26 protein-coding genes and 1 pseudogene are annotated in these 25,353 nt (G+C 60.6%); 22 read left to right on the top strand and 5 right to left on the bottom strand.

The features are described from left to right. Nucleotides 1-51 precede the first annotated feature (51 nt). The 4 genes from fliG to motA form a co-directional block, all read right to left on the bottom strand. Nucleotides 52-1,092, bottom strand: a complete 1,041-nt coding sequence (gene fliG, locus ACS4RR_RS23385) for a flagellar motor switch protein FliG (protein ID WP_003556501.1) — start codon at nt 1,090-1,092, stop codon at nt 52-54. A gap of 28 nt (nt 1,093-1,120) precedes the next feature. Further along, nucleotides 1,121-1,708 (bottom strand): flagellar motor switch protein FliN, encoded by a 588-nt coding sequence (gene fliN, locus ACS4RR_RS23380; RefSeq protein WP_222386385.1) that lies wholly within the window; start codon nt 1,706-1,708, stop codon nt 1,121-1,123. Between the two features lie 65 nt (nt 1,709-1,773). Further along, nucleotides 1,774-2,724: a FliM/FliN family flagellar motor switch protein gene (locus tag ACS4RR_RS23375; RefSeq protein WP_456189467.1), complete on the bottom strand. Its 951-nt coding sequence runs from the start codon at nt 2,722-2,724 to the stop codon at nt 1,774-1,776. Next, nucleotides 2,725-3,597, bottom strand: a complete 873-nt coding sequence (motA, locus tag ACS4RR_RS23370) for a flagellar motor stator protein MotA (protein WP_017967022.1) — start codon at nt 3,595-3,597, stop codon at nt 2,725-2,727. Nucleotides 3,598-3,851: 254 nt separating this feature from the next. Here motA and flgF point away from each other — a divergent pair, with 254 nt between their 5' ends. From flgF to fliP, 13 genes are all read left to right on the top strand, one after another. Then, nucleotides 3,852-4,586 carry a flagellar basal-body rod protein FlgF gene (flgF, locus tag ACS4RR_RS23365; RefSeq protein ID WP_017967023.1) on the top strand — a complete coding sequence of 245 codons (735 nt, stop codon included), beginning with the start codon at nt 3,852-3,854 and terminating at the stop codon, nt 4,584-4,586. 119 nt (nt 4,587-4,705) lie between these two features. Beyond that, on the top strand, nt 4,706-6,106 hold the full coding sequence (fliI, locus tag ACS4RR_RS23360; protein WP_170281086.1) for a flagellar protein export ATPase FliI: 1,401 nt from the start codon (nt 4,706-4,708) through the stop codon (nt 6,104-6,106). Between the two features lie 2 nt (nt 6,107-6,108). Then, nucleotides 6,109-6,651, top strand: coding sequence for a flagellar protein (locus ACS4RR_RS23355; RefSeq protein WP_222386383.1), 543 nt, complete (start codon nt 6,109-6,111; stop codon nt 6,649-6,651). Nucleotides 6,652-6,831: 180 nt separating this feature from the next. Beyond that, nucleotides 6,832-7,224, top strand: a complete 393-nt coding sequence (flgB, locus tag ACS4RR_RS23350) for a flagellar basal body rod protein FlgB (protein ID WP_260110080.1) — start codon at nt 6,832-6,834, stop codon at nt 7,222-7,224. Between the two features lie 4 nt (nt 7,225-7,228). After that, nucleotides 7,229-7,645 carry a flagellar basal body rod protein FlgC gene (flgC, locus tag ACS4RR_RS23345; protein ID WP_017967028.1) on the top strand — a complete coding sequence of 139 codons (417 nt, stop codon included), beginning with the start codon at nt 7,229-7,231 and terminating at the stop codon, nt 7,643-7,645. Nucleotides 7,646-7,648: 3 nt separating this feature from the next. After that, entirely contained in the window at nt 7,649-7,990 is a 342-nt protein-coding gene (gene fliE / locus ACS4RR_RS23340; RefSeq protein ID WP_162117825.1) for a flagellar hook-basal body complex protein FliE, read from the top strand. A 19-nt stretch (nt 7,991-8,009) separates the two neighbouring features. Continuing rightward, on the top strand, nt 8,010-8,798 hold the full coding sequence (gene flgG / locus ACS4RR_RS23335) for a flagellar basal-body rod protein FlgG (RefSeq protein WP_222294976.1): 789 nt from the start codon (nt 8,010-8,012) through the stop codon (nt 8,796-8,798). Nucleotides 8,799-8,813: 15 nt separating this feature from the next. After that, entirely contained in the window at nt 8,814-9,296 is a 483-nt protein-coding gene (flgA, locus tag ACS4RR_RS23330; RefSeq protein WP_222294975.1) for a flagellar basal body P-ring formation chaperone FlgA, read from the top strand. After that, nucleotides 9,293-10,414, top strand: a complete 1,122-nt coding sequence (locus ACS4RR_RS23325; protein ID WP_456189466.1) for a flagellar basal body P-ring protein FlgI — start codon at nt 9,293-9,295, stop codon at nt 10,412-10,414. The genes flgA and ACS4RR_RS23325 overlap by 4 nt, the downstream gene beginning before the upstream one ends. Then, nucleotides 10,411-10,953, top strand: a complete 543-nt coding sequence (locus tag ACS4RR_RS23320) for a MotE family protein (protein ID WP_064249915.1) — start codon at nt 10,411-10,413, stop codon at nt 10,951-10,953. The genes ACS4RR_RS23325 and ACS4RR_RS23320 overlap by 4 nt, the downstream gene beginning before the upstream one ends. Further along, nucleotides 10,950-11,666 carry a flagellar basal body L-ring protein FlgH gene (gene flgH / locus ACS4RR_RS23315; RefSeq protein WP_456189465.1) on the top strand — a complete coding sequence of 239 codons (717 nt, stop codon included), beginning with the start codon at nt 10,950-10,952 and terminating at the stop codon, nt 11,664-11,666. The genes ACS4RR_RS23320 and flgH overlap by 4 nt, the downstream gene beginning before the upstream one ends. A 12-nt stretch (nt 11,667-11,678) precedes the next feature. Next, the gene (locus tag ACS4RR_RS23310) at nt 11,679-12,185 is read left to right on the top strand and encodes a flagellar basal body-associated FliL family protein (RefSeq protein ID WP_222386382.1); all 507 of its coding nucleotides are present in this window, start codon (nt 11,679-11,681) and stop codon (nt 12,183-12,185) included. Beyond that, entirely contained in the window at nt 12,182-12,919 is a 738-nt protein-coding gene (gene fliP / locus ACS4RR_RS23305) for a flagellar type III secretion system pore protein FliP (protein ID WP_260110081.1), read from the top strand. The genes ACS4RR_RS23310 and fliP overlap by 4 nt, the downstream gene beginning before the upstream one ends. A gap of 144 nt (nt 12,920-13,063) precedes the next feature. Here the strand turns inward: fliP and ACS4RR_RS23300 are convergent, their stop codons facing one another. After that, nucleotides 13,064-14,980: an O-linked N-acetylglucosamine transferase, SPINDLY family protein gene (locus ACS4RR_RS23300; RefSeq protein ID WP_222386380.1), complete on the bottom strand. Its 1,917-nt coding sequence runs from the start codon at nt 14,978-14,980 to the stop codon at nt 13,064-13,066. A 445-nt stretch (nt 14,981-15,425) separates the two neighbouring features. On the opposite strand from ACS4RR_RS23300, the gene ACS4RR_RS23295 reads away from it, so the two are divergent. From ACS4RR_RS23295 to ACS4RR_RS23255, 9 genes and pseudogenes are all read left to right on the top strand, one after another. Then, complete coding sequence (locus ACS4RR_RS23295) at nt 15,426-16,331, top strand: flagellin N-terminal helical domain-containing protein (RefSeq protein ID WP_222386379.1); 906 nt, start codon at nt 15,426-15,428, stop codon at nt 16,329-16,331. Between the two features lie 282 nt (nt 16,332-16,613). Continuing rightward, nucleotides 16,614-17,522: a flagellin N-terminal helical domain-containing protein gene (locus ACS4RR_RS23290; protein WP_222299321.1), complete on the top strand. Its 909-nt coding sequence runs from the start codon at nt 16,614-16,616 to the stop codon at nt 17,520-17,522. 246 nt (nt 17,523-17,768) lie between these two features. After that, on the top strand, nt 17,769-18,680 hold the full coding sequence (locus ACS4RR_RS23285; RefSeq protein ID WP_017967039.1) for a flagellin N-terminal helical domain-containing protein: 912 nt from the start codon (nt 17,769-17,771) through the stop codon (nt 18,678-18,680). 300 nt (nt 18,681-18,980) lie between these two features. Further along, nucleotides 18,981-19,943: a flagellin N-terminal helical domain-containing protein gene (locus tag ACS4RR_RS23280; RefSeq protein WP_170281090.1), complete on the top strand. Its 963-nt coding sequence runs from the start codon at nt 18,981-18,983 to the stop codon at nt 19,941-19,943. A 203-nt stretch (nt 19,944-20,146) separates the two neighbouring features. Further along, nucleotides 20,147-20,776, top strand: coding sequence for a hypothetical protein (locus tag ACS4RR_RS23275; RefSeq protein WP_260110082.1), 630 nt, complete (start codon nt 20,147-20,149; stop codon nt 20,774-20,776). Continuing rightward, complete coding sequence (locus ACS4RR_RS23270; protein WP_456189464.1) at nt 20,773-22,110, top strand: MotB family protein; 1,338 nt, start codon at nt 20,773-20,775, stop codon at nt 22,108-22,110. Before ACS4RR_RS23275 ends, ACS4RR_RS23270 begins: the two co-directional genes overlap by 4 nt. 4 nt (nt 22,111-22,114) lie before the next feature. Then, the gene (motC, locus tag ACS4RR_RS23265; RefSeq protein WP_260110084.1) at nt 22,115-23,410 is read left to right on the top strand and encodes a chemotaxis protein MotC; all 1,296 of its coding nucleotides are present in this window, start codon (nt 22,115-22,117) and stop codon (nt 23,408-23,410) included. Further along, nucleotides 23,407-24,830, top strand: a pseudogene (gene fliK, locus ACS4RR_RS23260) (flagellar hook-length control protein FliK). The gene motC and the pseudogene fliK overlap by 4 nt, the downstream one beginning before the upstream one ends. Next, nucleotides 24,778-25,335, top strand: a complete 558-nt coding sequence (locus ACS4RR_RS23255; protein WP_260111095.1) for a lytic transglycosylase domain-containing protein — start codon at nt 24,778-24,780, stop codon at nt 25,333-25,335. The pseudogene fliK and the gene ACS4RR_RS23255 overlap by 53 nt, the downstream one beginning before the upstream one ends. Nucleotides 25,336-25,353 lie beyond the last annotated feature (18 nt).

Below are 25,353 nucleotides of genomic sequence, written 5' to 3'. Positions count from 1 at the left end.
AAACTAGAGACCTAAGGCGCGAGGAGCGAATCCGAAAGATCGCGACGCGCTTTAGGCGGCTGCCGAAGCGTCGCCTTCCTTTTCCTTGAGCTCGATCTGGCCGGAATTGGCCAGGCGAATCGCTTCCTGTGCCACGGCGCGGCGGGCAATCGCGATCTCGCGCGGATTGACGCCGCCCATGCCGCTCTGCAGATCCGATTCGATCATGCGGCGCTGGCGTGGGCTGATGGCGGAGAGAACCGACTCGCGGATCTCGGGCGGCGACCCGCGCAGCGCGACGGTGAGCACATCCGTCGAGATGTCGTTGAGCAGCATGACGCGGCTGCGCTGCGGCATGTACATGAGATCCTCGAACAGGAAAATCTTCGGGCGAACCTTGTTGACCGACTCGCGGCTGATCGATTCGAGCGAGGTGAGCAGCGTGTCGACCTGCGGCTTGTCGAGTTCGTTCATCAGATCGGCGACCTTCGTCGAGCCGGCTGCATTGCGCTCTGCCTCGACCTCGGCAAGCAGCGTCATGACCTGGTTTTCGATGATCTGCGCAGCCTTCGGGCTGACCGCCTTCATGTTGACCGTTCTGTTCATGATGTCGGCGCGGCGATTGTCGGGAAGCTGCAGCAGCACCTTGGCGCCGAAGGAGGAGGGCATCATCGAAAGAATATAGGCAACGGTCTGCGGATGTTCGCGGAGCAGGAACTGCGCGACGAATGTCGGCTCCGCCTCGCTGAGGCGATCCCAGATCGAGGTTTCGTAGGCCTGGAATGCGGTGCGGCGGCCGAGCAGGCTGTCGACCTCGTCGGGCGTCAGGCCTTCTTCCAGAATGGCCTCGATCGCCTTGGCGTTGTCCATCAGTCCGGCGCCCTCGGTGAAGAGGTCTTCGAACTCGGAGACGAGCAACAGCAGTTCGTCCGGCGGGATGGCGCGCAGCGACTGGGCAGAAGAGATTATGGTCTGCAGTTCAGCTTGGGTGAAATATTTCAACAGCCGGCCGGCGACTCCCTTTCCCATAGCGAGAAGAACAGCCGCTGCCTTTTCAGCCTGGGTCAACGGTTTCCCGGCTAGCGCGCCGCCGAAATCGTCAAAGTCCATCATGGTCTAACCTCTCCGTCCCACACAGGGATCAGGCTTTTTTCGTACTCAAAACTTCTATCAGTTTCACACCGAATCGTGTGTCGTCGTTATCAAGCACCGTAATCTCGCCGCGGGCAATCCTGCGGCCATTCACCATGATCTCGACCGGTTCGCCGATCTTCTTGTCGAGGGCGATCGTCGCCCCTTCATTGAGGTTCATCAGGCCGGAGACCTGCATCCGGCTGGTGCCGAGCATGATCTGGACGTCGATCGGGATGTCCATGATCAGGTCGAAGTTGGAATTCAAAGCGCTGCCGAGCGGGGCCGGCGACGCCTCGAAGGAGGAGCTGCTGCCGAAATCCATGCCGGCAGCCGGACTGGCATCGCCGCCGCCGAAGTCGCCGCCGAAATCGTCGGTGCCAAAGGGGGTTTCCGAAGTCTCGCCGCCAAAGGCAGCCAGGTCCGTTCCTGCTGCGAAGGGGTCGCTCTGCAGGTCGTCGCCAAACTGCGACAGGTCGCCATCAGCATCCTGCTTCAGCACGCCGCGCAGATCGTCGATCGCCTGGTCGAGATCTGCTTCGCTGCCCGGAAGATCCAGGGAGAGGTCGCTGTTCTGCTGTGTTTTCTTCGTAGCCATGAAATCACTATTCCAGTTGAAACTTGCCTCAAACTGCCTTTGCAGCCCAAAAGCCAGAGAACCGATTAATTCATTAAATGACGGATGAGTTCATCATCCGAGTTCATCGTATCCTTGACGCGGACCATGTAATTTTCGCCTGAACGCCCGAACTCGCACACATACAATTCCTTGGTGTTGGCGCTGACCTCGACGCGCACATCGCCGTGATCGCGGAACGGAATGACGTCGCCGACCATCAGCTTCGATATTGTCCGCAGCGTCAAGTCCTGCAGCCTGATCTTGGCCTCGAGCGTGACATGCGAGCGGCGGACCTGATCGCCGAGCTGTTCGGTCCATTCCGCTGAGTTGCTGCTGGCCTGGCGTTTCGGCTTCGGCGGTGTCACCTTGGTCTTGAGCAGTGCCGTCTGCGGAACGATCAACGAAAATTCCGAAACGATGCCGGCAAGCGTGATCGACATGTTGATGGCAGCCGCGAATTCATCCGGACGATCCTCCGGCGGCCGGGCGCGCATGTCATGGGCGTGCGGGGCCGAAAGGCTCGGTTCGAAACCGCCCGGCGCGTTGACGGCCGAGCGCAGCACCTTGGCAATCTTGTCGAAGACCATGACCGCCAGATCGAGCTCGATGATCGAAAGCAGCCGTTCGGCCGGTTCCTCGATCGTGTCGGCTGTGGCCCCGAGCAGATGCTCCATCAGCGTAATGACGAACCCATTTCCGCAGGCAAGCGTAATGTTCTGCGACCAGTTGCGCAGCGTCGCGTCGACGAGTGTGACGTTCGCGCTCAGGTCTTCGATGAGGTGGGTCTTGTAGCCGATCTCGCAGCCGAGATAGTTGACCGTCACGTCGAGGCCGGTCTCGCTTTTGATGACGTCGGGAAAGAATTCGCTGTAGATTTCCCCGAAGGAACTGCAGATCTTGGCGACCCTGCCTCTGTCGCCAAGCCCGCCTGTCAGCTTGGCAAGGAGGGCAGAATCCATTGCCGGTTTGTCGTGCGAAGCATTGCTCATAGTCATTTAAGCCGCCTTGTTTTCGCCACCTGGGTTCATCATTTCCTGCTCGACCGCATCGATGGACGGACGCTCGTAAGCCGAGATCGTCTTGCGGCCGTATTCGAGCGCGACCTGCGGCACCGAGCCGTTCATATAGGCAAGCAGCGTCTGCTTGACGATGACGTAGAGACGGTGCTGCTTGTTGCGCACGACCTTGATCTGTGAGACCAGCGGCGAGCAGACGCAGTAGGACAAGAGAATGCCGAGGAAGGTGCCGACGAGCGCCGAGCCGATCAGGTGGCCGAGCACCTCAGGCGAATCGTTGATGTGCGCCATCGCCTTAATGACGCCGAGAACGGCCGCAACGATGCCGATCGCCGGGAAGGAATCGCTCATGATCTGGATCGAGTGGTAGGGCTTCATCTTGTCGTGCATGATGGTGTTGAGCTCTTCGTCCATCAGCGCCTCGATCTCGTGGCTGCGGGCGTTGCCGATGATGATCAGGCGGACGTAGTCGCAGATGAACGCCGTCAGCTCCTTGTTCTTCAGAACCGTCGGAGCCGACTGAAAAATCGTCGATTCGGCCGGATTGTCGATGTGGGCTTCGATCTCGTTTCGCGACTTGGTGCGCAGGTCGCGCATCAGCGAATAGAGCACGCCGAGCGTATCGAGATAGTTGCGTTCCTTCGGCACGGCGTGCCTGAAGGCTTCGCTGAGCGCCTTGCCGGAATCCTTCACCACCTTCATCGGGTTCGCCATGATGAAGCTGCCGAGGCCGGCGCCACCGATGATGAGGAATTCGAAGGGCTGGAGCAGCGCATCCACTTCGCCGCCCATCGCCATGAAGCTGCCGACGATACAGCCGCAAGTCACTATAAATCCGATAATGATATTCATCGTCAGCCCAATCTGAACGTTGCTTTTCTTTGAGACGGATAGGGTTTCTGCCTTGCGTGAGGCTGATGAAAGGCCCGGTCGCCAAGCATTTCCGCGTGCCAGCTTCGCGCAAGCATCTGCCGTCAGTCTAAAGGAGACGAATGGGTGCCCGCACCCGTTTCTGAGATGCTGCCTCAGCGAAATCCCGGCCGAACCAGATGTGACGACGCCCGGCTTTTCGTCCCGTTCATCGCCAATGCTTGGAGCTTACCGACATGCAATCCGGTCTTTATGTTTCTCTGTCGTCGCAGATGGCCCTCGAAAAGCGTCTAAACACCATCGCAGACAACATGGCGAACGTGAATACGACCGGTTTTCGCGCCACTGAGGTGAAGTTTGACGAAATGGTGGCGAATACCAAGAACAAGCTGAACACCAAGGTCGCCTTCGTTTCCCAAGGCAACGACTACCTGAACGAGGGAAACGGCGAACTGCAGCACACCGGCAACATGCTCGATTTCGCCATCAAGGGTGATGCCTGGTTTTCGCTCGATACGCCGGCCGGCCGCGTGCTGACGAGGGATGGCCGCTTCACCATCAAGGAAACCGGCGAACTTGTTTCGATCCGGGGATACCCGGTTCTCGATGCCGGCGGTGCCCCGATCCAGCTCAACACCAAAGGGGGCGAGCCCGCCGTCGGCACCGACGGCATCATCTATCAGGGCGGCCGCCAGGTCGGCTCCCTCGGCCTGTTCGAGGCCGATATCAGCAAGGGTTACCTGCGCTACGAAAACAGCGGCATCATGACCACCGACCAGCCACGCGCCGTCGTCGACCGCTTCAATGTCGGTGTCGAGCAGGGTTATCTCGAAAACTCCAACGTCAACGCCATGCGTGAAATCACCCAGCTGATCGAAGTCAACCGCGCCTTCGAAAGCGTCTCGTCGCTGATGCGCGACAGCGAAGATTCCTTCAAGGAAGCCGTCCAGACACTTGGGGGCAGCCGCTAATGCATGTCGCCCAAAAGTGTCCGGCGGTTTTGGAAGGACGACATGCACAAGAACAAAGACCAAAAATACGTCGCATGCAGCAAGCTGCACGCGGCGTATTTTAGGGCGAGAGCTAAAGCATGAGCACCACGCTACTGTCTGAGGACGGCCTTTCCCCGAAGCTGGCGCACCTGGCGCACCTCGTCGACCGATACGCATCGCCGGAATTTGCGGTTGCCCATGGCGGTCGCGTGCAGACCATCGCCGCCGGCCACTACACGGTTCACGGTCTCTCCCGCCATGTTCGTCTCGGCGAGTTCGTGGCCCATAAATCCGCGACCGGCATCCATCTCGGCGAAGTCGTGCGCGTCGAACCGGAGCTGATCTATGTCTGCCCGATCGAACCCGGCGAGCCGATCGGCATCCACGATACCGTGATCCGCAAGGGCGCCTTCCGCATTTCGCCGTCGGACAGCTGGTGTGGGCGCACCGTCAACTCGCTCGGCGAGCCGATCGACGGGCTGGGTCCGATCACCGAGGGGCTCGATCGCCGCTCGATCTCCAATACCGCGCCGCCCTCGATGACCCGCAAGCGTGTCGAGACCGGCTTCAAGACCGGCGTTCGCGCCATCGACATCTTCTCGCCGCTCTGCCTCGGGCAGCGCCTCGGCATCTTCGCCGGCTCCGGTGTTGGCAAGTCGACGCTCCTGTCCATGCTCGCCCGCGCCGATGCTTTCGACAAGGTTGTCATTGCGCTCGTCGGCGAGCGCGGCCGCGAGGTGCGCGAATTCATCGAGGATACGCTCGGCAGCAATATGAGGAAGGCGATCGCCGTCGTCGCAACCAGCGATGAGAGCCCGATGCTGCGCAAGATGGCGCCGCTGACGGCCGTCACCATCGCCGAACATTTCCGCGACAAGGGCGAGAACGTTCTCTTCATCGTCGACAGTGTCACGCGTTTCGCCCATGCGATCCGCGAGGTGGCGACCGCCTCCGGCGAGCCGCCGATCGCGCGCGGCTATCCCGCTTCCGTCTTCACCGAGCTGCCGCGCCTGTTGGAACGCGCCGGCCCCGGCCCCGAGGGCGCCGGCACCATCACTGCGATCATCTCGATCCTCGTCGACGGCGACAATCACAACGACCCGATTGCCGATTCGACGCGCGGCATCCTCGACGGTCATATCGTCCTGCAGCGCAGTCTCGCCGAAGAGGGGCGTTATCCTCCGATCGATCCGCTCGCCTCGATCTCGCGTCTTGCCCGCAAGGCCTGGACGCCGGATCAGGAAAAGCTGGTGTCGCGGCTGAAGGTACTGATCCATCGTTTCGAAGAGACGCGCGACCTGCGCATGATCGGCGGTTACCGCCAGGGGGCCGACCCCGATCTCGACATGGCGATCAAGCAGGTGCCGATCATTTACGACGTTCTGAAACAGTCTCCGGGCGATCGCGACTCGCTTGATGCCTTCGCCGATCTCGCCGGCGCACTCAAGGCTGCGGCCGGCATGGGCAATCAGGGCGCACCCATTCAGAGGAGAGGCTAGACGTGGCTGAATTCGACGACGAACGCATCGCTTCCCTGAACCAGCGCAGGAAAACCGTCATCCTGGATCGTGTGCTGACCTTCAGCGGCCTGGCGCTTGCCGGCGCCTCCGCTTTTTTCCCCTGGTACGTGTTCTTCAACGCGGACAAGTTCGGCATCAATGTTGCCACCAGCAGCAATTCGCGCGAACTGCCGGATTGGCCGGCCCGCAATGTCTTCAGCGTCTCGCCGCTTGCCATGGTCAACAAGAACGAGGGGGACAAGAAGGCCCCGCCGATCGATCCGCTGACGACCGCAACGGTGTCCGATCTCGGCAAGGAGCGCGATGGCGGCCCCATATTGGAGGATCAGCCCTTCCCCGGGAAGTCTTCTTTTCGCCTGCTGCATGTCTCCAACGGCCGGGCGCTGATCGAGGATCCCTCCGGCATGTATGTGGTGCGCATCGGCTCGATCCTGCCCGATGAAAGCCGCCTTGCGACACTTGAGCAGCGCGATGGCAAATGGGTGATCGTCACCTCAAAGGGTGAGACCTACCAGAACAACTGAGCCTGACCGCAAATCCTGGCAACAGGGGCTCCGCCGCGAACCGGCCGGAGCCCCTGTTCTTTTGCCCCTGTTCTTTCGATAGCGGCGGCGTTCGCAGAAAAGCCTCTCGAAGCCTGAATTCCCGTAAGTCCCACGCAAGATTACCGCACTAGGTTCGGGACAGTAAAAACGGAGAGTTTCATGCAACCAATCCAACTTTTCGACTTGGCTTCGCGACAGGCGGAATGGCTGACGATCCGTCAGCAGGTTGTTGCCGGCAACATCGCGAATGCCAATACCCCGAAGTTCCACGCGAAGGACGTCACGCCCTTTGACGCGGTGCTCGACAAGTCCGACATCGCCATGGCGCGCACCAATCCGGCGCATTTCAGCGGTAACGATTTCAGCAACAGCGGCGATATCGACGTCAAGGAGGCCGCACTCGACCAGGAAATCGGGGTCCAGGAATCCGGCAATACAGTCGGTTTGGCCGAGGAGCTTTCCAAGTCGGGCGATATCAAGCGCCAGTACGATTTGAACACCTCGCTGGTTAGTTCCTTCAATCGCATGATGTTGATGACCGTCAGGAAGTAAAGTCATGGATCCGCTTTCAGCAGCAATGAAAATCGCCGGTTCCGGGCTCGAGGCCCAGTCGACGCGGTTACGCATCGTCTCGGAAAACATCGCCAACGCCCGCTCGACCGGCGACACACCCGGCGCCGAGCCCTATCGGCGCAAGACGATCACCTTCGGCCAGCAGATGGATCGCACCAGCGGCGTCGAGACGGTCGGCGTCAAGAAGGTCGGCGTCGACGAAGGCGACTTCAGCACCGAATTCGATCCCAGCAATCCGGCTGCGGACAAGAAGGGCGTCGTCAAGTTGCCGAACGTCAACATCCTGGTCGAGATGGCCGACATGCGCGAAGCCAATCGCTCGTATGACGCCAATCTGCAGACCATCAAACAGACCCGCGATCTCATCTCCTCCACGATCGACCTCCTGAAGAGCCAATAATCAATGATCAGCAGCGTCCAGAATGTCAGCAACCTGTCGATGACCCGTGCGCTTGGCGCCGTCGACACCGAAAATTCCGCCTCCTCGTCTGCCGCCGCCATGCCGGGCACCGCGGGTGCCGCCAACGGCATGAGCTTCGCCTCCGTCATGGGCAACATGGCGAGCGATGCGGTCAGCAGCCTGAAGGGTGCGGAAAGCATGTCCTTTGCCGGTATCAAGGGAACGGCGACGACGCGTGAAGTCGTCGATTCCATGCTCCAGGCCGAGCAGACGCTGCAGACCGCGATTTCCATCCGCGACAAGGTCGTCTCGGCCTTTCTCGAAGTCACCAAGATGCAGATGTAACTGATTTGAGGACGAACACATGAGAGCGCTCGCCATTGCAGCAACGGGCATGGATGCCCAGCAGACCAACCTGGAAGTCATCGCGAACAATATCGCGAACATCAATACGACGGGCTTCAAGCGCGCCCGCGCCGAATTCTCCGATCTTCTCTACCAGACCGAACGTGCCAAGGGTGTCGCCAACCGTGCCAACCAGGCCGTCGTTCCGGAAGGTGCCAATATCGGCCTCGGCGTCCAGACCTCGGCGGTCCGCAACCTGCATCTCCAGGGCGAACTGACCCAGACCGGCAACGATCTCGACGTGGCGCTGATCGGCAAGGGCTTCTTCCAGATCCAGTCGACCGACGGTACGACGCTTTACAGCCGCGCCGGCGCCTTCAACAAGAATGACCAGGGCCAGCTCGTCACCATCGATGGCTACGAGGTCCTTCCCGGCATCACTATTCCGACGGGCTCGACCGAGCTGACGATCAGCCGCTCCGGCCAGGTTTCGGCCAAGCTGCCGGGTGCGGCGGACGCGACCGTACTCGGGCAGCTGACGCTTGCCGACTTCGTCAACGAGGCGGGTCTCCAGCCGCTCGGCGACAATCTCTTCCAGGAGACGGCGGCCTCCGGCGAAGCCGTCATCGGCAATCCCGATGAGGAAGGTTTCGCCTACATGAAACAGGGCTATCTGGAATCCTCGAACGTCGACCCGGTGAAGGAAATCACCGAGCTGATTTCGGCCCAGCGCGCTTACGAAATGAATTCCAAGGTGATCACCACCGCTGATGAAATGGCCTCCATCGTCAGCAAGAACCTGAAGTAAGGGAAGGGCCGAAACATGATGTTTTGCCGGGCAGCACACATCTCAGGATGGGTGGCGGCAGCCACGATCGCAGTCGCGGGCATTGTCTTGCCCGCGTCGGCGGACGCCGGCATGGGTTATGCCGTCGTCCCGACCACGATCATCTACCCCGGCGACACATTGTCGGCCAGCCAGCTCCAGGAGGTCGAGGTCACCAACCCTAACCTCGCCGGCGATTATGCCAAGTCCGTTTCGCAGGTCGAAGGCATGGTTTCCAAGCGCACGCTGTTACCGGGCCGCACGATCTCGGTCTCGGCCCTGCGCGAGGCCTATACGGTGACCCGCGGCTCTTCGATCCGCCTGGTCTTCTCGCTCGGTGCGATGACGATTTCCGCCGCTGGCACGCCGCTTGAAGACGGCGCAACCGGGCAGGTCGTCCGCGCCCGCAATATGGATTCCGGCGTCATCGTCAGCGGCACGGTGCTTGCGGACGGCACGGTCCATGTGAGGGCAAAATGAAATTGTTCTTCCGTTTCGTCACTCTTGTCGCGGTTCTCGCCATGAGTTTGGCTGATGTCGCGCCCGCCTGGGCGCTGACCTCCCGCATCAAGGACATCGCCTCCCTTCAGGCCGGCCGCGATAACCAGCTGATCGGCTATGGACTCATTGTCGGCCTCCAGGGGACCGGCGACGGCTTCCGGTCCTCGCCCTTCACTGAACAGTCGATGCGCGCGATGCTGCAGAATCTCGGCATCTCGACGCAGGGCGGCCAGTCCAATGCCAAGAACACTGCAGCCGTGATGGTCACCGCCAACCTGCCCCCTTTCGCAAGCCCTGGCAGCCGTATCGACGTGACGGTGAGCTCGCTCGGTGATGCGACGTCGCTGCGCGGCGGCACGCTCGTCATGACCTCGCTTTCCGGCGCCGACGGACAAATCTATGCCGTTGCGCAGGGTGCCGCCATCGTCTCCGGTTTTCAGGCGCAGGGCCAGGCGGCGACCGTGACCGAGGGCGTCACCACTGCCGGCCGCGTTCCGGGCGGCGCGATTATCGAGCGCGAGCTGCCGTCCCGCTTCGAGGACTCTGTCAATCTCGTCCTGCAACTGCGCAACCCCGACTTCTCGACGGCGATTCGTATCGCCGACATCGTTAACGGTTATGCCTCGGCGCGCTTCGGCGGCCCGGTTGCCGAAGCCAAGGATCTGCAGGAGGTCGTGATCCAGAAGCCGCGCACGGCCGATCTCACCCGGCTGATGGCCGATATCGAAAACCTCATCGTCGAGACCGACACGCCGGCCAAGGTGGTCATCAACGAACGCACCGGAACGATCGTCATCGGCTCGGACGTCCGCGTCTCGCCGGTCGCCGTCAGCTACGGCACGCTGACGGTTCAGGTCACCGAGACGCCGCAGATCATTCAGCCTGAACCCTTCTCGCAAGGCCGGACCGCCGTCCAGCCGCAGACCGATATTGCCGCCGAGCAGACCGGCGGGCGCGTCGCCATCATCGACGGCCCCGACCTCAGGACTCTCGTCGCCGGCCTTAACAATATCGGCGTGAAACCGGATGGCATCATCGCCATTCTCCAGGGCATCAAGTCGGCGGGCGCCCTTCAGGCGGAGCTTGTGCTGCAATGATTGATATCATCAACCGTGACATGACGGTTCTGCAACTGCTGCGCCGGCTGGCGCTGCCGGCCGCGGGCCTCGTCCTTCTGTCGATCCCCGGCGCCTTCGCGCAGGAACATGCGCCGGCTGGCGACATCACCTCCCAGGACGAGGTCAAGCAGTTCTGCACCAACATTGCCGATCCCGCCCGCGACCAGCGTTACCTCTTGCAGAAGCAGGAACTGGAAAAGCTTCGCGCCGACATCGACGCTCGCATGGCGGAGATGGACAAGCGTAAGGCCGAATACCAGGACTGGCTGAAGCGGCGCGACGATTTCCTGAAGCAGGCGGAAGCCGGCCTCACCGAGATCTACAGGAAGATGAAACCGGATGCGGCCGCGCTCCAGTTGCAGGACATGAAGATCGAGGTGGCCTCTGCCGTGATCATGCGGCTCGGCCCGCGGCAGTCGAGCCTCATCCTCAACGAGATGGACCCGCAAAAGGCCGCGGTCATCGCCAGCGTCATCGCCAGTGCGTCCGATCCCAATACGTCGAAGGATCCTTCATGAATATGCGTTTCCCGGCCGCGATCGCCGCCCTCGCACTCCTTGCAGGCTGCCAGTCTCCGACGGCGGTCAGCGAGATCGGCCGTGCGCCCGCCATGAGCCCGATCGGCAGCGGCCTCGCCTATGGCCAGACGCCGCAGATGGCGCTTTATCCGAAGCAGCCGCGCGCCGTCGCGCAGGGCTATTCGTTGTGGAGCGATCTGCAGGCCGCCCTCTTCAAGGACGCGCGCGCGCTCAACGTCGGCGACATCCTGACCGTCGATATCCAGATCAACGACAAAGGCTCCTTCGACAACGAGACCAACCGCAGCCGCAAGAATTCGAGCGGCATGAACTGGGACGTCAACGCCCAGATCTTCGGTTGGACGCCCGAGTCCAAGACCGACCTGACCTATGGGTCCGACACCAGCACCGACGGCAAAGGCAAGATCGAGCGCACCGACAAGCTCACCCTTCTGGTCGCCGCCGTCGTCACCGGCATTCTCGAAAACGGCAACCTCGTCATATCGGGCTCGCAGGAAGTCCGCCTGAACCAGGAACTGCGCATCCTGAACGTCGCCGGTATTGTTCGTCCGCAGGACGTCAATGCCGAAAATCAGATCTCCTATGACAAGATCGCCGAAGCCCGCATCTCCTACGGTGGCCGCGGCCGTCTGATGGAAGTGCAGCAGCCTCCGCGCGGCCAGCAGGCCGTCGATCTTTTCTCGCCGCTTTGAGGCTGAACGACGATGGCAGAGCCAGACGTAAGCGCAGGTCAACCGAACAAGAAATCCGGCTCGTTGATGACGATCATCGGCATCGCCGTCCTGACCCTCGTCGGCGCCGGCGGCGGCTGGGCGGTCGGCACGATCGTCGCACCCAACGTCAAGGGCGCCAAGGAGGTCGAGCAGGCCAAGGACGCCGAGGCCAAGAAGAAGGCCGAGGAAGGTCTGGCGCGGATCTCGACCGAGGCCAACAACGTCGTCCAACTCGAACCGATCACCTCGAACCTCGCCTACCCCTCGGAAAACTGGGTCCGACTCGAAGTCGCGCTGCTGTTCAACGGGCCGCCGGATGTCAAGGTTTCAGAGGATATTCATCAGGATATCCTCGCCTATATCAGAACCGTTTCCCTTCAGCAGATCGAGGGGCCGCGCGGCTTTCAATATCTCAAGGATGACATACAGGAACGTGTTGACCTTCGCTCGCAAGGGCGGGTATCGAAGGTCATGTTCAGGACATTTGTCATCGAATGATTCGTCTCATAGTTTTCCTTGCCGCCATGATGGCGGTACCGGAACTGGCGGTGGCACAGCAGCTGCCGACTGACTTGTTGAAGATCCCGGTCGATGGCTCCGTCGCCGCCTGGATCATCCGCACATTCGGCCTGCTGACCATTCTTTCGGTCGCGCCGGGCATCCTGATCATGGTGACGAGCTTCCCGCGCTTCGTCATCGCCTTCTCGATCCTGCGCTCAGGGATGGGCCTCTCTTCGACGCCTTCCAACATGATCCTTTTGTCGCTGTCGCTGTTCATGACCTTCTACGTCATGTCGCCGACCTTCGATCAGGCCTGGCAGAACGGCGTGCAGCCGCTGCTTGCCAATCAGATCAATGAGACCGAGGCGGTCCAGCGTATCGCCGAACCCTTCCGCACCTTCATGGCGGCCAATACCCGCGACAAGGATCTGGCGCTTTTCGTCGATCTGGCGCGCGAACGCGGACAGAATATCCAGACGACCAATCCGATCGACTATCGGGTGCTGATCCCGGCCTTCATGATTTCCGAAATTCGCCGCGGCTTCGAGATCGGCTTCCTCGTCGTGCTGCCGTTCCTCGTCATCGACCTGATCGTCGCGACCATCACCATGGCGATGGGCATGATGATGCTGCCGCCGACCTCAATCTCGTTGCCTTTCAAGATTCTCTTCTTCGTGCTGATCGACGGCTGGAACCTGCTGGTCGGCAGCCTGGTGCGTTCGTTCAACTGACCGGCTGCCGCCGGTTGATATTCGCCAATGAGAAACCCGCCGGATCGCTCCGGCGGGTTCTTTAATTATGCCGCAATTCGAGATGCTAAAACGTCCTTTGAGCGTCCGAAGGATGCGCGGCGCTGCGTAGTGGTCGAAAAGCCCTCACTCGGCCGCGAACGGCGCCGTGCGCGGCGGCAGCGCCGGAATGTCCATGTGATCGGGTGCAAGACCCTGCTTGGCACGGTCGGCCATGACTTCATAGGCCTGCTCCAGATGGTCGCAGAACCGTTCGGCATCGAAGAGCGGCGCGATATAGCGCTTCTCCTTGAGATGCGCCTTGTATTGCGCGATCCGCACGGGGTTCTGCGCCAGTTCGACGGCAAGATCCTCATAGGCCTGCAGGTCGGCTGCAACGAGTTCGGGCAGGTCGATGGCCCTAAGCAGGCTCTCGCTGACGCGTGAGGCGAAGTTGGTGCCCTTGACGGTCAGGACCGGCAGGCCGCCCCAGAGTTGCTCCGAGGTGGTCGTATGGCCGTTGACGGGGAAGGTGTCGATGCCGATGTCGGCCGCCTGCTGACGGTCGATGTGCTCTTCATAGGGCGCGCGCGGGCAGAAGATGATCCGCTTGGCGGAGATCCCTGCCGTCTGGAATTGCTTCAGGAGGTTCGCCTGGTTGCGCGGCGTGTTCGCCATCAGCCAGAGCACGCTGTTCGGCGCGCGCTTGAGAATGCGGCACCAGCTGTCGATCGTCTCCGGTGTGATTTTGCGGTTGCCGTTGAAGGACGCGAAGATGAAGGCGTGTTCCGGCAGGCCGAGCTGCTCGCGGGTGACAGGGCGCGGCTTCGGGCGATGCATCGGGTCGTTCGGCTGGTAGCTCTCCGGCAGCCGGCAGAATTTCTCATGGTAGAAGGGCTTGGCCACCTCGGGTAATACCGAATGGTCGCCGATGACGTAGTCGAGATCGATATTGACCGTGCTGCCGGGGAAACCGAGCCAGCCGACATGCACCGGCGCGAGCGGCAAATTGAAGGCCGACGCGCGGCTGCCTGAAGTATGGCCCTTCAGGTCGACCATGATGTCGATATTATGCTCGCGTACCGCTGCGAGCATCCCCTGGTCGGAGAAGCCGTGAACGGTGACGACCCGGCCCCAGCGGCTGCGGTCGGTATTGTTATGCTTGAGGTACTCAGGTCCTGTATGGCAGAAGAGCGTCACCTCGAACCGGTCTTTGTCGTGCAGTTCGAGGATGCGCTGCAAGAGCTTCATCGTCGCGTGCCGATCCCAGAAATCCGATGACATGTAGCCGATCCGGATCTTGTCCGACCAGCTGTGCGGCTGGTTGCGGCGGAAGGCCACCCGTTCCGGGTCGAGGGGGGTGGTGCCGATCGTCGCATATCGGTTGAAATCCTCGTTGCCGCACCAGTGCAGATGATAGAACGGGTTATCCTTGCGCAGGATCTCGACATCGCCCTTTGCGAGTGAGGCATCGATCACCGCCTGATGTTTGCTTGCCTCCTCGAACTCATTGAATTCGCGAGCGAAAACCAGATGCAGGAAGCGGAATGCGAGATTGCCTGGAAACCGCTTGAAGAGGTTGCGCGACAGGCTCTGGTTGGTTGCGTCGTTCAGGTCGTCACTCAGTAGCAGCGCCGCCAGGCGCATATGATCGGGATTGGCACTCTGCGACAGCACCGTCTTGAACGGGCGGATGATATCGCGCTGCTGGCGCTTCAGATAGATCGCGGTGATGATGAAGGCGAGTTCCGGGTCTTCCTGCGCCTTGCTGAGGTTTCGCATGGCGATCAGCAGAGCATCGTCCTCGCTGCCGGTCTCGTAGTGCAGCTTGGCCGCCTGCTTCTGGTATTCGTAGGAATTCGGTCCTTCACAGCTGCCGGCCAGGCCATAGGCTTTCGCGGCATCGGCCTTGAAACCGAGCTGCACGAGGTTCTTGGCCAGCAGCGCATAGGTCTTGGCGTCTTGCTGAACATCCATCAGCTGATTGAGCGTCGCCAAAGACTGTGTGTAGCGGCCCATCTGGTAGTCCTTGGATGCCGCAGAGAACGAAACTTTGCTGTTCAAAACCCAACTCCGTGAAGGAAATGTTCTGGCGTCGATCGCCGAGGCACGGACAGGCCGTCCTCCGCAAAAACGGCGGATCGGTCCGATGGTGCTATCCCGGTGCCTGCCACATTGGCATACGAAGCTTGCTTGAAACCGGTGCGCTTAATGAGCCTCTGTATTTGCGGGAAAATGCCGACCTTAGCCTAGGGAAAACACTTGGTTTTCAAGGAAGATAGGATGCCAAGGAATATATTCAGCAAGCATTAACTATGCCCTGCGAGGAGCCGGTCTGGGCCCCGTATTTTTAAGGAGTTGGCAAGCATTGGCTGCGAAATTGCCCTGGACATGACGGGTTTGGGCCAAACAAAAAAGGCGCCGAGTAGCATGAAGCTGGTCCGTCATCGCCGGTACTATAGTCCGGTATGTCCTCCTTTTTGTATCTAGTTTTCCAGGGGACAGACTTATGACAAGCATTAACACGAATACTTCCGCAATGGCCGCTCTCCAGACGCTGCGTAACGTCAACCAGGGCCTCAACCAGACGCAGAACCACGTTTCGTCGGGCTATCGCGTCGAAAAGGCTTCCGACAACGCCGCTTACTGGTCGATCGCAACGACCATGCGTTCGGACAACAAGGCTCTCTCGGCTGTTTCCGACGCGCTCGGCGTCGGCGCTGCCAAGGTTGATACCGCTTACACCGCAATGGACAGCGCCATCGACGTCGTCGGCGACATCAAGGCGAAGCTGGTTGCCGCCACTGAAAACGGCGTCGACAAGGCCAAGGTCCAGGAAGAAATCGGCCAGCTGCAGCAGCAGCTCCTGAGCATCTCTCAGTCGGCTTCCTTCAACGGCGAAAACTGGGTTGCCGGCGCTAGCGGCACCAAGAGCGTCGTCTCCTCGTTCGTCCGCGACGGCTCCAACGCCGTTTCGATCAAGACGACCGACTACGTTCTCAACAGCGGCTCTGCGGGCAACGTTCTGTTCGGCATGAGCGGCGGCTCGGTCGAAACCTCCACGGGTATCCTCGGCACTTCGAACGGTGCGACCGGTTCTGTCTATGCAATGGACATTACCAACTTCACCTCCGGCCAGATCGCGTCGGCTCTGACCAACGTTGAAGCGGCTCTGAAGGCCATGACCAGCGCCGGCGCTGCTCTCGGTTCGCTCTCCAGCCGCATCGACGCCCAGGACAACTTCGTGTCCGCTCTCAGCGACTCGATCGACTCCGGTGTCGGCCGTCTCGTTGACGCCAACATGGAAGAAGAGTCCTCCAAGCTCAGCGCCCTGCAGACCCAGCAGCAGCTGGCGATCCAGTCGCTGTCGATCGCGAACTCCTCTTCGCAGAACATCCTGTCGCTCTTCCGCTAAGACCGGCCGGCACAAGGTTTCCAAGTTTCGCGGCCGGGTCATCCCCGGCCGCGAAATGTTTTAATATAAGGTTAATGAAAAACCTTTTAAGCCTCAGATATTTTTGATTAATTTCCGATCCTGATTTAGCTTTCCTTAACCATCTTGCTGTTTTCTAGGCCCATCGAAACGGCGAGTTAACCCTAACAGAGATGGTTAACAGGCATGATGCTGATCGCTGTGGGCCGGCCGAAAATCCGGAATGTCCCTTCTTAAAATCTGCCAACAAGGGGCAAGCAAACTATGACGAGCATCAACACCAATAACGCTGCAATGGCAGCCCTCCAGACTCTCCGTGGCATCAACCAGGGTCTCCAGGAAACCCAGGCCCACGTTTCGTCCGGCTATCGCGTCGGCAAGGCTTCCGACAACGCCGCTTACTGGTCGATCGCAACGACCATGCGTTCTGACAACAAGGCACTTTCCGCCGTTTCCGACGCTCTCGGCCTCGGCGCTGCAAAGGTCGACACCGCTTACTCCGCCATGGACAGCGCCATCGACGTCGTCGGCGACATCAAGGCCAAGCTGGTTGCCGCCACTGAAAACGGCGTCGACAAGGCCAAGGTCCAGGAAGAAATCAGCCAGCTGCAGCAGCAGCTCCTGAGCGTCGCTCAGTCGGCTTCCTTCTCCGGTGAAAACTGGGTTGCTGGCGCTGACGGCACCAAGAACGTTGTTTCCTCGTTCGTCCGCGACGGCTCCAACGCCGTTTCGGTTGTGATGACCGACTATATTCTCGACGACAGCTCCACGGGCAACGTTTTGTTCGGCATGAGCGGCGGCGCGGTCGAAACCTCCACGGGTATCCTCGGTACTTCGAATGGTGCGACCGGTTCTGTCTACGCAATGGACATCACCACCTTCACCCTCGGCCAGATCCAGTCGGCTCTGACCAACGTTGAATCGGCTCTGAAGGCCATGACCAGCGCCGGCGCTCAGCTCGGCTCGATCTCCAAGCGCATCGAACTGCAGGAAAACTTCGTATCCGCTCTCAGCGACTCGATCGACTCCGGTGTCGGCCGTCTCGTCGATGCCAACATGGAAGAAGAGTCCTCCAAGCTCAGCGCCCTGCAGACCCAGCAGCAGCTGGCGGTCCAGTCGCTGTCGATCGCGAACTCCTCTTCGCAGACCATCCTCACGCTGTTCCGCGGCTAATAACCCTTGGAAACGTCGGCCCGCCGGTCTCCGGCGGGCAGCCAGAATCGAGCCGCGCTTCTATGGAGCGCGGCTTTTTTAATTTCCGTTAACTGTTGATTAACCATAATGCTGTCTTCTGCGGTCAACGAGACGGCGGGTTAACCAAATTTAAGAACCGGTTAACAGGCATGAGGCTGGTCCCCGTTCCCGGTAGCTTTCCGGAATGTCCCTTTTTTCCATCTGCCAACAAGGGGCAATCATTTTATGACCAGCATTTTGACGAACGTCGCGGCGATGGCCGCTCTTCAGACACTCCGCGGCATCAACGACAGCCTTGAGACGACGCAGAACCACGTATCGTCGGGTTACCGCGTCGAAAAGGCCGCCGATAACGCCGCCTATTGGTCAATCGCAACGACCATGCGTTCGGACAACAAGGCACTTTCCGCCGTTTCCGACGCTCTCGGCCTCGGCGCCGCCAAGGTCGACACCGCTTACTCTGCCATGGACAGCGCCATCGACATCATCAGCGAAATCAAGGCGAAGATAGTTGCCGCGACCGAAAAGGGCGTCGACAAGACCAAGATTCAGGAAGAAATCAGCCAGCTGCAGCAGCAGCTCCTGAGCATCGCGCAATCGGCTTCCTTCTCCGGTGAAAACTGGGTTGCCGGCGCTGACGGCACCAAGAGCGTCGTTTCCACCTTCGTGCGCGATGGCAACGGCAATGTCTCGGTCAAGACAACGGACTACATTCTGAACTCGGGCTCCGCGGGCAACGTCCTCTTCGGCATGACCACGACTGGCACGATCGAGACGAGCTCCGGCATTCTCGGCACATCATCCGGTACAATCGGCTCGATCTACTCGATGGATATCAGCACCTTCGGCTCACCTGAGATCGCCATGGCCCTGACCTCAATCGAGGCCGGCCTCGAAGCGATGACCAAGGCTGCGTCGCAGCTCGGCTCGATTTCCACTCGCATCGAGCTGCAGGAAAACTTCGTCGGCGCGCTCAGCGACTCGATCGACTCGGGCGTCGGCCGCCTCGTCGATGCCGACATGGAAGAGGAATCGAGCAAGCTGACCGCGCTGCAAACGCAGCAGCAGCTGGCCATCCAGTCACTGTCGATCGCCAACTCCAGCGCTCAGAACATCCTCACGCTGTTCCGCAGCTAAATCAGACGCTGAAGCTGGACCGAATCTTGCGCCATCGTCTGGCAGCAATCGAAAACCCTCCTGGACCGCGCCCGAAACGGCGCGGTTTATTCTTTTATATCAAAGCCTTGGTCGGCACTTCGATCGCTGCGCCAGGCTCAGTGCTGCGCTCTTGCCCAACAGGTTGTTATCGAGTTAACTTCGCCTCGAGTTGATTTGCTTTTGCGACACGCCGGTAGAAACTCTGCCGGAGGCATGACGCCACTTCAGTCGCCGCCGGCAATCCGGCCTGCCCTATCACCCCGATTCCGAGACCTGTCGATGACCGTTAAGATTACCAGCGCGGCCGCGGTGAATGCGCTTGCGGTGCTGCGCAGCATCAACAAAGAAGCCAACCAGACCCAACAACAGGTGTCCTCGGGGTATCGTATCGAGACGGCCGCCGACGATGCGTCCTACTGGTCGGTCGCGACCGTCATGCGCTCGGACAGCACCAATCTCGGAACGATCGGAGATGCGCTCGGTCTCGGCGCTGCCAAGGTGGATGCCACCTACACGGCGATGAACTCGGCGATCGATCTCATAGGCGACATTCGCGCCAAGTTGGTTTCGGCAAGAGAGCCGGGCGCCGACAAGGACAAGATCAACGCCGAGATCGGCGAGTACAAGGAACAGCTGCAGACGGTCGTTGAATCGACGTCGTTTGCGGGTGAAAATTGGCTGTTGAACGGCGATACCGCCGCGCCGCCGAACTGGCAGGTCATCTCTGGTTTCGTGCGCGCTCCGACCGGCGAATATCAGGCCCAGACCATCGATTTCCCATCCTCGCAGACCATTCTCGTCGACAAGAACAATGCGAGCGGCGGCCTGTTCACCAAGGCGGTCGATGCCAATGCGATCAATAACAGTGGCACGACGTCGCGGAATTATTATCTGCTGAACGCCAATTCCACCACGCCGGCGACCGGTACCGAAATTGCGATTGGCAAGAGCACGACCGATGCGCAACTTACCGACATGCTTGACGTCACCGACGCGCTGCTCTCCTCGCTGACGACGACGGCCGCGTCCATCGGCGTGATGAAGACCCGCATCGACGATCAGATCGACTATACCGCCGATCTGTCCGATTCGATCGACAAGAGCGTCGGTGCGCTCGTTGATACCGACATGGACGAGGCTTCGATCCGGCAGAAGGCGATCGAAACCCAGAAGCAGATGGCCGTCGAAGCGATCTCGATCCTCAACACCGCCGCCAGCAAGGTCCTGATCCTGCTGGAGTAGGGGGGGGCGCGATCACGGGTGGCGGCGGCGCCATTCATCCTCGCGCAAGTTTGACTTCTTAGTTTCCGGCATGAAGGCATCGTTCAGATCCGTGCCGGCGCAGGGTCAGGCCCTTGCCCGTTTCGAAGGGGATGCCGGCGCGCAAGGTCACTTTGGGCGGGGGCGGGCATGCTGCATGCCTCCCGAATGCTGGATGGTTTTTTATGAGCATTACGCTTTCCCGGTATTTGAAGGATTTCGGTGAACCGGAATCGTCAGCGCCGATCCTTGATATGGACGATTTCGGCGGCGACGCTTTCCCCGAAATGCCGAGCGAACCGGCGATCGACGTCGAGGCGGAGCGCCGCGAAGCCTATGCGGAAGGTCATGCTGCAGCGACCGTGAAACTGACTGAGAAATACGAACTCGAGACGCGGATGCTGGCGGAAGTCCATGCGCGTGAACTCGAAGAGCTGAAGCTGCGTTACGAAGTCGAGGCGGCGGCGGTCATTGCATCCCGCATCCGCGATATCGCCGAAGAGGTCGCGCAGCTGGTCAGCGCCGGCGCCGCCGTTGCCATCGCGCCTGTGATGACCGAGGCGCTTGCCGCCAAGGCTGCCGAGAGCCTCGCCTCTCTGCTGCGTGACGCGATCCTCGAAGGCGCGGCTGGAGCGGTCGTCGTCAGGGGGCCGACCCGGCTTTTCGACATCTTGAAGGCCGAGCTCGGTGAACATGCTAGCGCGGTTCGCCACATTGAGACCGACGATATCGATCTTGCCGTCGAAATCGGTGATTCCGTTATCGTCACCCGTATGTCCGCCTGGGCGGCCAGCTTGAAGAAAGTTCTCGAATGAGCGAAGGCGAAAACCACCACCACGGCAAGAACGAGATCATTATCGTCAAGAGACATGGCGGCGGTGATCACGATGGCGCCCATGGCGGTGCGTGGAAAATTGCCTATGCCGACTTCATGACGGCGATGATGGCGTTCTTCCTGGTCATGTGGCTGGTCAATGCCGCCAACGAGGAGACCAAGGCCTCGGTCGCGACCTATTTCAATCCGATCAAACTCTCCGACGAAAAGCCGACCGAGAAGGGCCTGAAGAAGCCCGTCGACAACGCCGAGGGCGAGGAGAAGCAGGAGAAGTCGAAACAGAAGGAAGAAGATCCGAACGACGGCAAGGCTGCGGCCGATGGTGACGACCAGACATCGACATCAGGCGACCAAACCAATTATTCCGAGGCCGATTTCTTCGAAAATCCTTATTCGGTTCTGGCCGAAATCGCCCAGGAAGTCGGCCAGCAGGCCAATGTCAGCGCCAAGGGCGACGGCGGCGCCGCCGATTCCGGCCCGGCCACCGGCGCCGATGGCGGCGAGGCCTATCGTGATCCCTTCGATCCGGATTTCTGGACGAAACAGGTTGAGGTCACGACGGCCGGCAAGACGTTGCCGCCCGGCAAGAGCGACCAGCAGGCGGTCGAGAGCGAGACAAGCGAGATCGCCAAGGTCGAGGATATGAAGCCTTTACCGCTGACCACCGATCAGAAGGCCGCCAAGGAAACCAAGGAGACCAAGGAAACCAAGGAAACCAAGGGCGCGGTCGACGCCAGGGACGGCAAGGCGCCGGCCGGCAAGTCGGCCGAGAACAAGAAGGCCGAAGCTCAGAAAGACGCCGATCACCAGAAGGATGCGGACAAGCGCGCCGCCGAGACCGAGCAGCAGCAGAAGGAAGCCGAGCAATTGCAGGCAGAGATCGCCCAGCAGATCGGCGGCGTTGCAGGCAAGCTCGCCGAAGGCCTGAGCGTGACGGCGTCCGAGGGCGGATTGCTGGTCAGCATCTCCGACCAGACCGACGATTCGATGTTCAATATCGGTTCTGCAGTTCCGCGCCAGGAAATGGTGCTCGCCATGGAAAAGATCGGCGCGATCCTGAAGGCGAGGGATGGTGCGGTTGCCATCCGCGGCCACACGGACGGGCGCCAGTATAAGGGCACGCAGAACGAGAACTGGCGGCTTTCGATGGATCGTGCCCAGAGCGCCTACTACATGCTTGTGCGCGGCGGGCTCGACGAGAAACGCATCTCGCAGGTCTCCGGCTTCGCCGACCGTCGGCTGAAGCTGCCGTCTGACCCGTTCAACGCGACCAACCGCCGGATCGAGATTCTGGTGCAGGCGGATCAAGGATAGTCGAATGGCGCGTCGGCAGCATCGCTACGTCGGATTTGTGGCCCTTGGCCTGGCGATGTTTTCGCCGGCCGCAGGCAATGCACAGGATCCGGATGATCTCGCGCCGTACAAGATGCTGCGGTCGCTGCAATTCGTGCAGGATTCCGTCGTCAGTGGCGATCATTCGGCCGGCGAGATGCAGCGCTTCATGCTGGGCACGATCGACGAACGGCTGCGCACCGTCGATCCTTCGACGTTCGACGACGACCGCAATGTCGACGCAGCGCTGATCTACGCGATGAGCGGCGGCAATCCCCAGACGCTCGAATATCTGATTGCCCACGACGTCAACGGCTATTTCGACAACCGCGTCACCGATGTGCTGCGCAAATATCTGAGCGGCAAGGGGCTCCTCGTCGCCAAGACGCTCGTGGATACGGCCAGGGAATATCGCGACAAGAAGATCGGCCCCTATCTTGCGCTGATCGGCGGCAACGTGTTGATCGCGACGAAACCGGCTGACGCGCTGGATCTCTACGACCAGGCGCGTCTTGCAGCACCCGGTACGATCGTCGAGGAGGCGGCGTTGCGCCGCTCCGTTGCCATCTGCGTCGACAAGGGAATGCTTGATAAGGGAATGGCCTATTCGCAGCGTTATGTCAGACGCTTCCTGCATTCGCCCTATGCCAGCCAGTTCGCCGATCTTTTCGTCACGCTCGTCGTCGGTCACGATCACGACGTGAAACCACAGGACGTCATCGACATCCTGTCGTTCATGGACGCTCCGCGCCAGCGCGAGGTCTATTTGCGTATTGCCCGCGCAGCCGCGATATCAGGCAAGCCGGAACTGGCGCGCATGGCGGTCGAACGTGTGCAGTCGCTGGGCGCCGGCACCGACAATGCCTTCGGTCCGCTCGCGGATTTCTATGGCGGTATGGCCGGCCTTCCGACAGAGGATATCGACCGGGCAGCGAAGAATGTCAGCGGCATCGACGGCAACGCGCTTTCGCCGCGGGATCAGGCGCTGCAGGAGGCGGCGCGATCGGTTGCCGAGCAGATCCTGCGCGCTCCCGACCCGGCAAGCCTGACGCAAGCCTCGGATCCTAACACTGACCATCAAGAAATCACTTCTGAAAAGGCTGTGGCTATAGCTACGCAACCGGGAACGCCAAGCGCGCTTCCCGAGCCTGTTCCAGGAGGTGTGGCATCGACTGGCCAAAGCCGGGATACCGACCCCTCATTCAACGCATTTGTGACGACCAATCGATCCAAGCTCGACGAGATCGACGGTCTTCTGGCGCAGGAAGGCAACGAACAATGATGGATATGAGCGTCTCGGGCGGAGCCCCCGGTGCGGAGTCCGCCGCGATTGCGAAATCTGCGCGACCGGCCGGAAAAGACGATGCCGCCGGCCAAAAGAACGGCTTCTCCGACGCGCTGGCCAAGGCAAGCGGCAGTGCTGCCAATGACGATGCCGACGATGCGCAGCCGGATCAGGGCGTGGTTGCCGATGGCAGCGCCGAGAAAGCGGCGCAGACGATCCGCGGCCGCAACGGCGCAAAGCCGTTGATCGATCTTGGCGACGCCGTTCTGAGGGCGCAGGCTGATGTTCAGCCGGAAACGATTGCCAGTGTTGAAAAGGCCGCGGCAAAGCCCGTAAAGGCTGAGATCAAAATGCCGGCCGATCTCGCCTTCGGCAAGCTCGATCCGAAGGACAGTCCCGCAGACGAGGTCTCTCCGGCAGCCAAGGGCGGCAAACACACCAAGGCCGACGCGCTGGAAACCGATAAGGACAACGCCAGCGACGATGATGACGGCGGCATTTCCGATGTTCTCGGCCTGCTGAAGCAGGAACCTGCCGATGGTGCAGTGACCTTGCCGACGGCGGCAGCCGCGCATCACGTCTCCGCCAAGGTCGATGAGGCTGGAACGGCCGACAAGAAACTCGATACGGCGGGCGGCCATGCGTCCGACGCTCTTGCCGCAGTCAGCGGCAACGTCGAGAGTGGCACGGCAGATAATATCAAGGTTCCCGGATCGGAGGCTGCCGAAGCTGCCGATGGCAAAACATTTAGGATCAGCCGTGCCGATGGCCGCGGCGTCTCGATGGATGTCCAGATCGGCACCGATCAGGCCGGTCAGAAAGATGGCTCGAAGAAAACCGATGTCGAAAACGTTTCGGTGCTCGAATCGCGCCGTTATATCGGCCTGATGCAGAATTCGAATTCCGCCGCCGTGACCGCTGCTCTCTCGGGCGATTCGAATGGGCGCGCGCCATGGAGCCGAGCTCGGCGCTCTCCAACGCAGCGGAATGGACGAGCACCGGCAAGGTGGTCAATACGCTGAAGATCCAGATGAACCCGCTCGATCTCGGCCTGGTGACGGCGACCATGCGCCTGTCCGGCGACGCCCTGAACGTCGACCTCAAGGTCGAAACCGGGGCGGCTTACCGTCAAATGAAGGAAGATCACGGCAAGATTCTCGAAGCTCTGCGCAGCCAGGGTTACGCAGTCGAAAACGTCACCATCAGCATGGCGCCGGTCGAGCGTCCCGACGCCGGCAACCAGGGCCAGGCCTCCCAGCAGCAATCGCCTCCCCAGCAGGGCCAGGGCGGCGAGGCGCGCGAGCGCCACAATCAGACGGCACAGCGGACGGACGGAGGCTTCAATGGTGCAGGCGAGACTGGTATTGAGGACGCTCGTACTGGTGGCAGCAGCGGCACTGGCGGCGTTTACCTCTGAGGCGGTTGCCTCCACCGGCGCCTGCGAACGCGAAATCCAGTCGGCAGCGGCTAAATACGGCATCCCGGAAGGCATCCTCTATTCGGTCGGTCTGACGGAGACCGGCCGCAAAGGCTCGCTCTATCCCTATGCCATGAACGTCGAAGGCAAAGCGATCTTTCCGCCCTCGGAGCAGGACGCCATGAGGCAGTTCGATGTCGCCCGCAACAGCGGTGCCAAGCTCATCGACATTGGCTGCATGCAGATCAACCACTATTATCACGGCGAAAACTTCGGCTCCGCCGAGGAGATGTTCGACCCGCATCGCAACGTGGAGTATGCTGCAAAATTCCTTCGCAACCTGCATGACCGTCATGAGACATGGACGATGGCGGTAGCCAGATACCACGCCGGACCCAACAACAATCCGGCACAGAAGCAATATGTCTGCCGCGTCATCGCCAATCTGGTCGCCACGGGCTATGGCAAGTGGACTCCCAATGCGAGTAACTTTTGTCAAAATTGATTCAACCAAAGAGGGAAG

The sequence above is a fragment of the Rhizobium zaerense genome, from assembly GCF_051810725.1.
Classification (GTDB): Bacteria; Pseudomonadota; Alphaproteobacteria; order Rhizobiales; family Rhizobiaceae; genus Rhizobium; species Rhizobium leguminosarum_I.
The sequence above is the reverse complement of the archived record's forward strand: the minus strand, read 5'-3'. Positions and strand labels throughout refer to the sequence as shown.

Coding starts and splice junctions, on each gene's coding strand:
- fliP (WP_260110081.1), top strand. CDS start 12,182: ATGATTCGTCTCATAGTTTTCCTTGCCGCCATGATGGCGGTACCGGAA.
- flgA (WP_222294975.1), top strand. CDS start 8,814: ATGATGTTTTGCCGGGCAGCACACATCTCAGGATGGGTGGCGGCAGCC.
- ACS4RR_RS23310 (WP_222386382.1), top strand. CDS start 11,679: ATGGCAGAGCCAGACGTAAGCGCAGGTCAACCGAACAAGAAATCCGGC.
- ACS4RR_RS23275 (WP_260110082.1), top strand. CDS start 20,147: ATGAGCATTACGCTTTCCCGGTATTTGAAGGATTTCGGTGAACCGGAA.
- ACS4RR_RS23290 (WP_222299321.1), top strand. CDS start 16,614: ATGACGAGCATCAACACCAATAACGCTGCAATGGCAGCCCTCCAGACT.
- motC (WP_260110084.1), top strand. CDS start 22,115: ATGGCGCGTCGGCAGCATCGCTACGTCGGATTTGTGGCCCTTGGCCTG.
- ACS4RR_RS23285 (WP_017967039.1), top strand. CDS start 17,769: ATGACCAGCATTTTGACGAACGTCGCGGCGATGGCCGCTCTTCAGACA.
- ACS4RR_RS23325 (WP_456189466.1), top strand. CDS start 9,293: ATGAAATTGTTCTTCCGTTTCGTCACTCTTGTCGCGGTTCTCGCCATG.
- flgC (WP_017967028.1), top strand. CDS start 7,229: ATGGATCCGCTTTCAGCAGCAATGAAAATCGCCGGTTCCGGGCTCGAG.
- ACS4RR_RS23270 (WP_456189464.1), top strand. CDS start 20,773: ATGAGCGAAGGCGAAAACCACCACCACGGCAAGAACGAGATCATTATC.
- ACS4RR_RS23375 (WP_456189467.1), bottom strand. CDS start 2,724: ATGACTATGAGCAATGCTTCGCACGACAAACCGGCAATGGATTCTGCC.
- flgH (WP_456189465.1), top strand. CDS start 10,950: ATGAATATGCGTTTCCCGGCCGCGATCGCCGCCCTCGCACTCCTTGCA.
- fliI (WP_170281086.1), top strand. CDS start 4,706: ATGAGCACCACGCTACTGTCTGAGGACGGCCTTTCCCCGAAGCTGGCG.
- motA (WP_017967022.1), bottom strand. CDS start 3,597: ATGAATATCATTATCGGATTTATAGTGACTTGCGGCTGTATCGTCGGC.
- fliE (WP_162117825.1), top strand. CDS start 7,649: ATGATCAGCAGCGTCCAGAATGTCAGCAACCTGTCGATGACCCGTGCG.
- fliG (WP_003556501.1), bottom strand. CDS start 1,092: ATGATGGACTTTGACGATTTCGGCGGCGCGCTAGCCGGGAAACCGTTG.
- flgG (WP_222294976.1), top strand. CDS start 8,010: ATGAGAGCGCTCGCCATTGCAGCAACGGGCATGGATGCCCAGCAGACC.
- flgF (WP_017967023.1), top strand. CDS start 3,852: ATGCAATCCGGTCTTTATGTTTCTCTGTCGTCGCAGATGGCCCTCGAA.
- ACS4RR_RS23320 (WP_064249915.1), top strand. CDS start 10,411: ATGATTGATATCATCAACCGTGACATGACGGTTCTGCAACTGCTGCGC.
- fliN (WP_222386385.1), bottom strand. CDS start 1,708: ATGGCTACGAAGAAAACACAGCAGAACAGCGACCTCTCCCTGGATCTT.
- ACS4RR_RS23280 (WP_170281090.1), top strand. CDS start 18,981: ATGACCGTTAAGATTACCAGCGCGGCCGCGGTGAATGCGCTTGCGGTG.
- ACS4RR_RS23295 (WP_222386379.1), top strand. CDS start 15,426: ATGACAAGCATTAACACGAATACTTCCGCAATGGCCGCTCTCCAGACG.
- flgB (WP_260110080.1), top strand. CDS start 6,832: ATGCAACCAATCCAACTTTTCGACTTGGCTTCGCGACAGGCGGAATGG.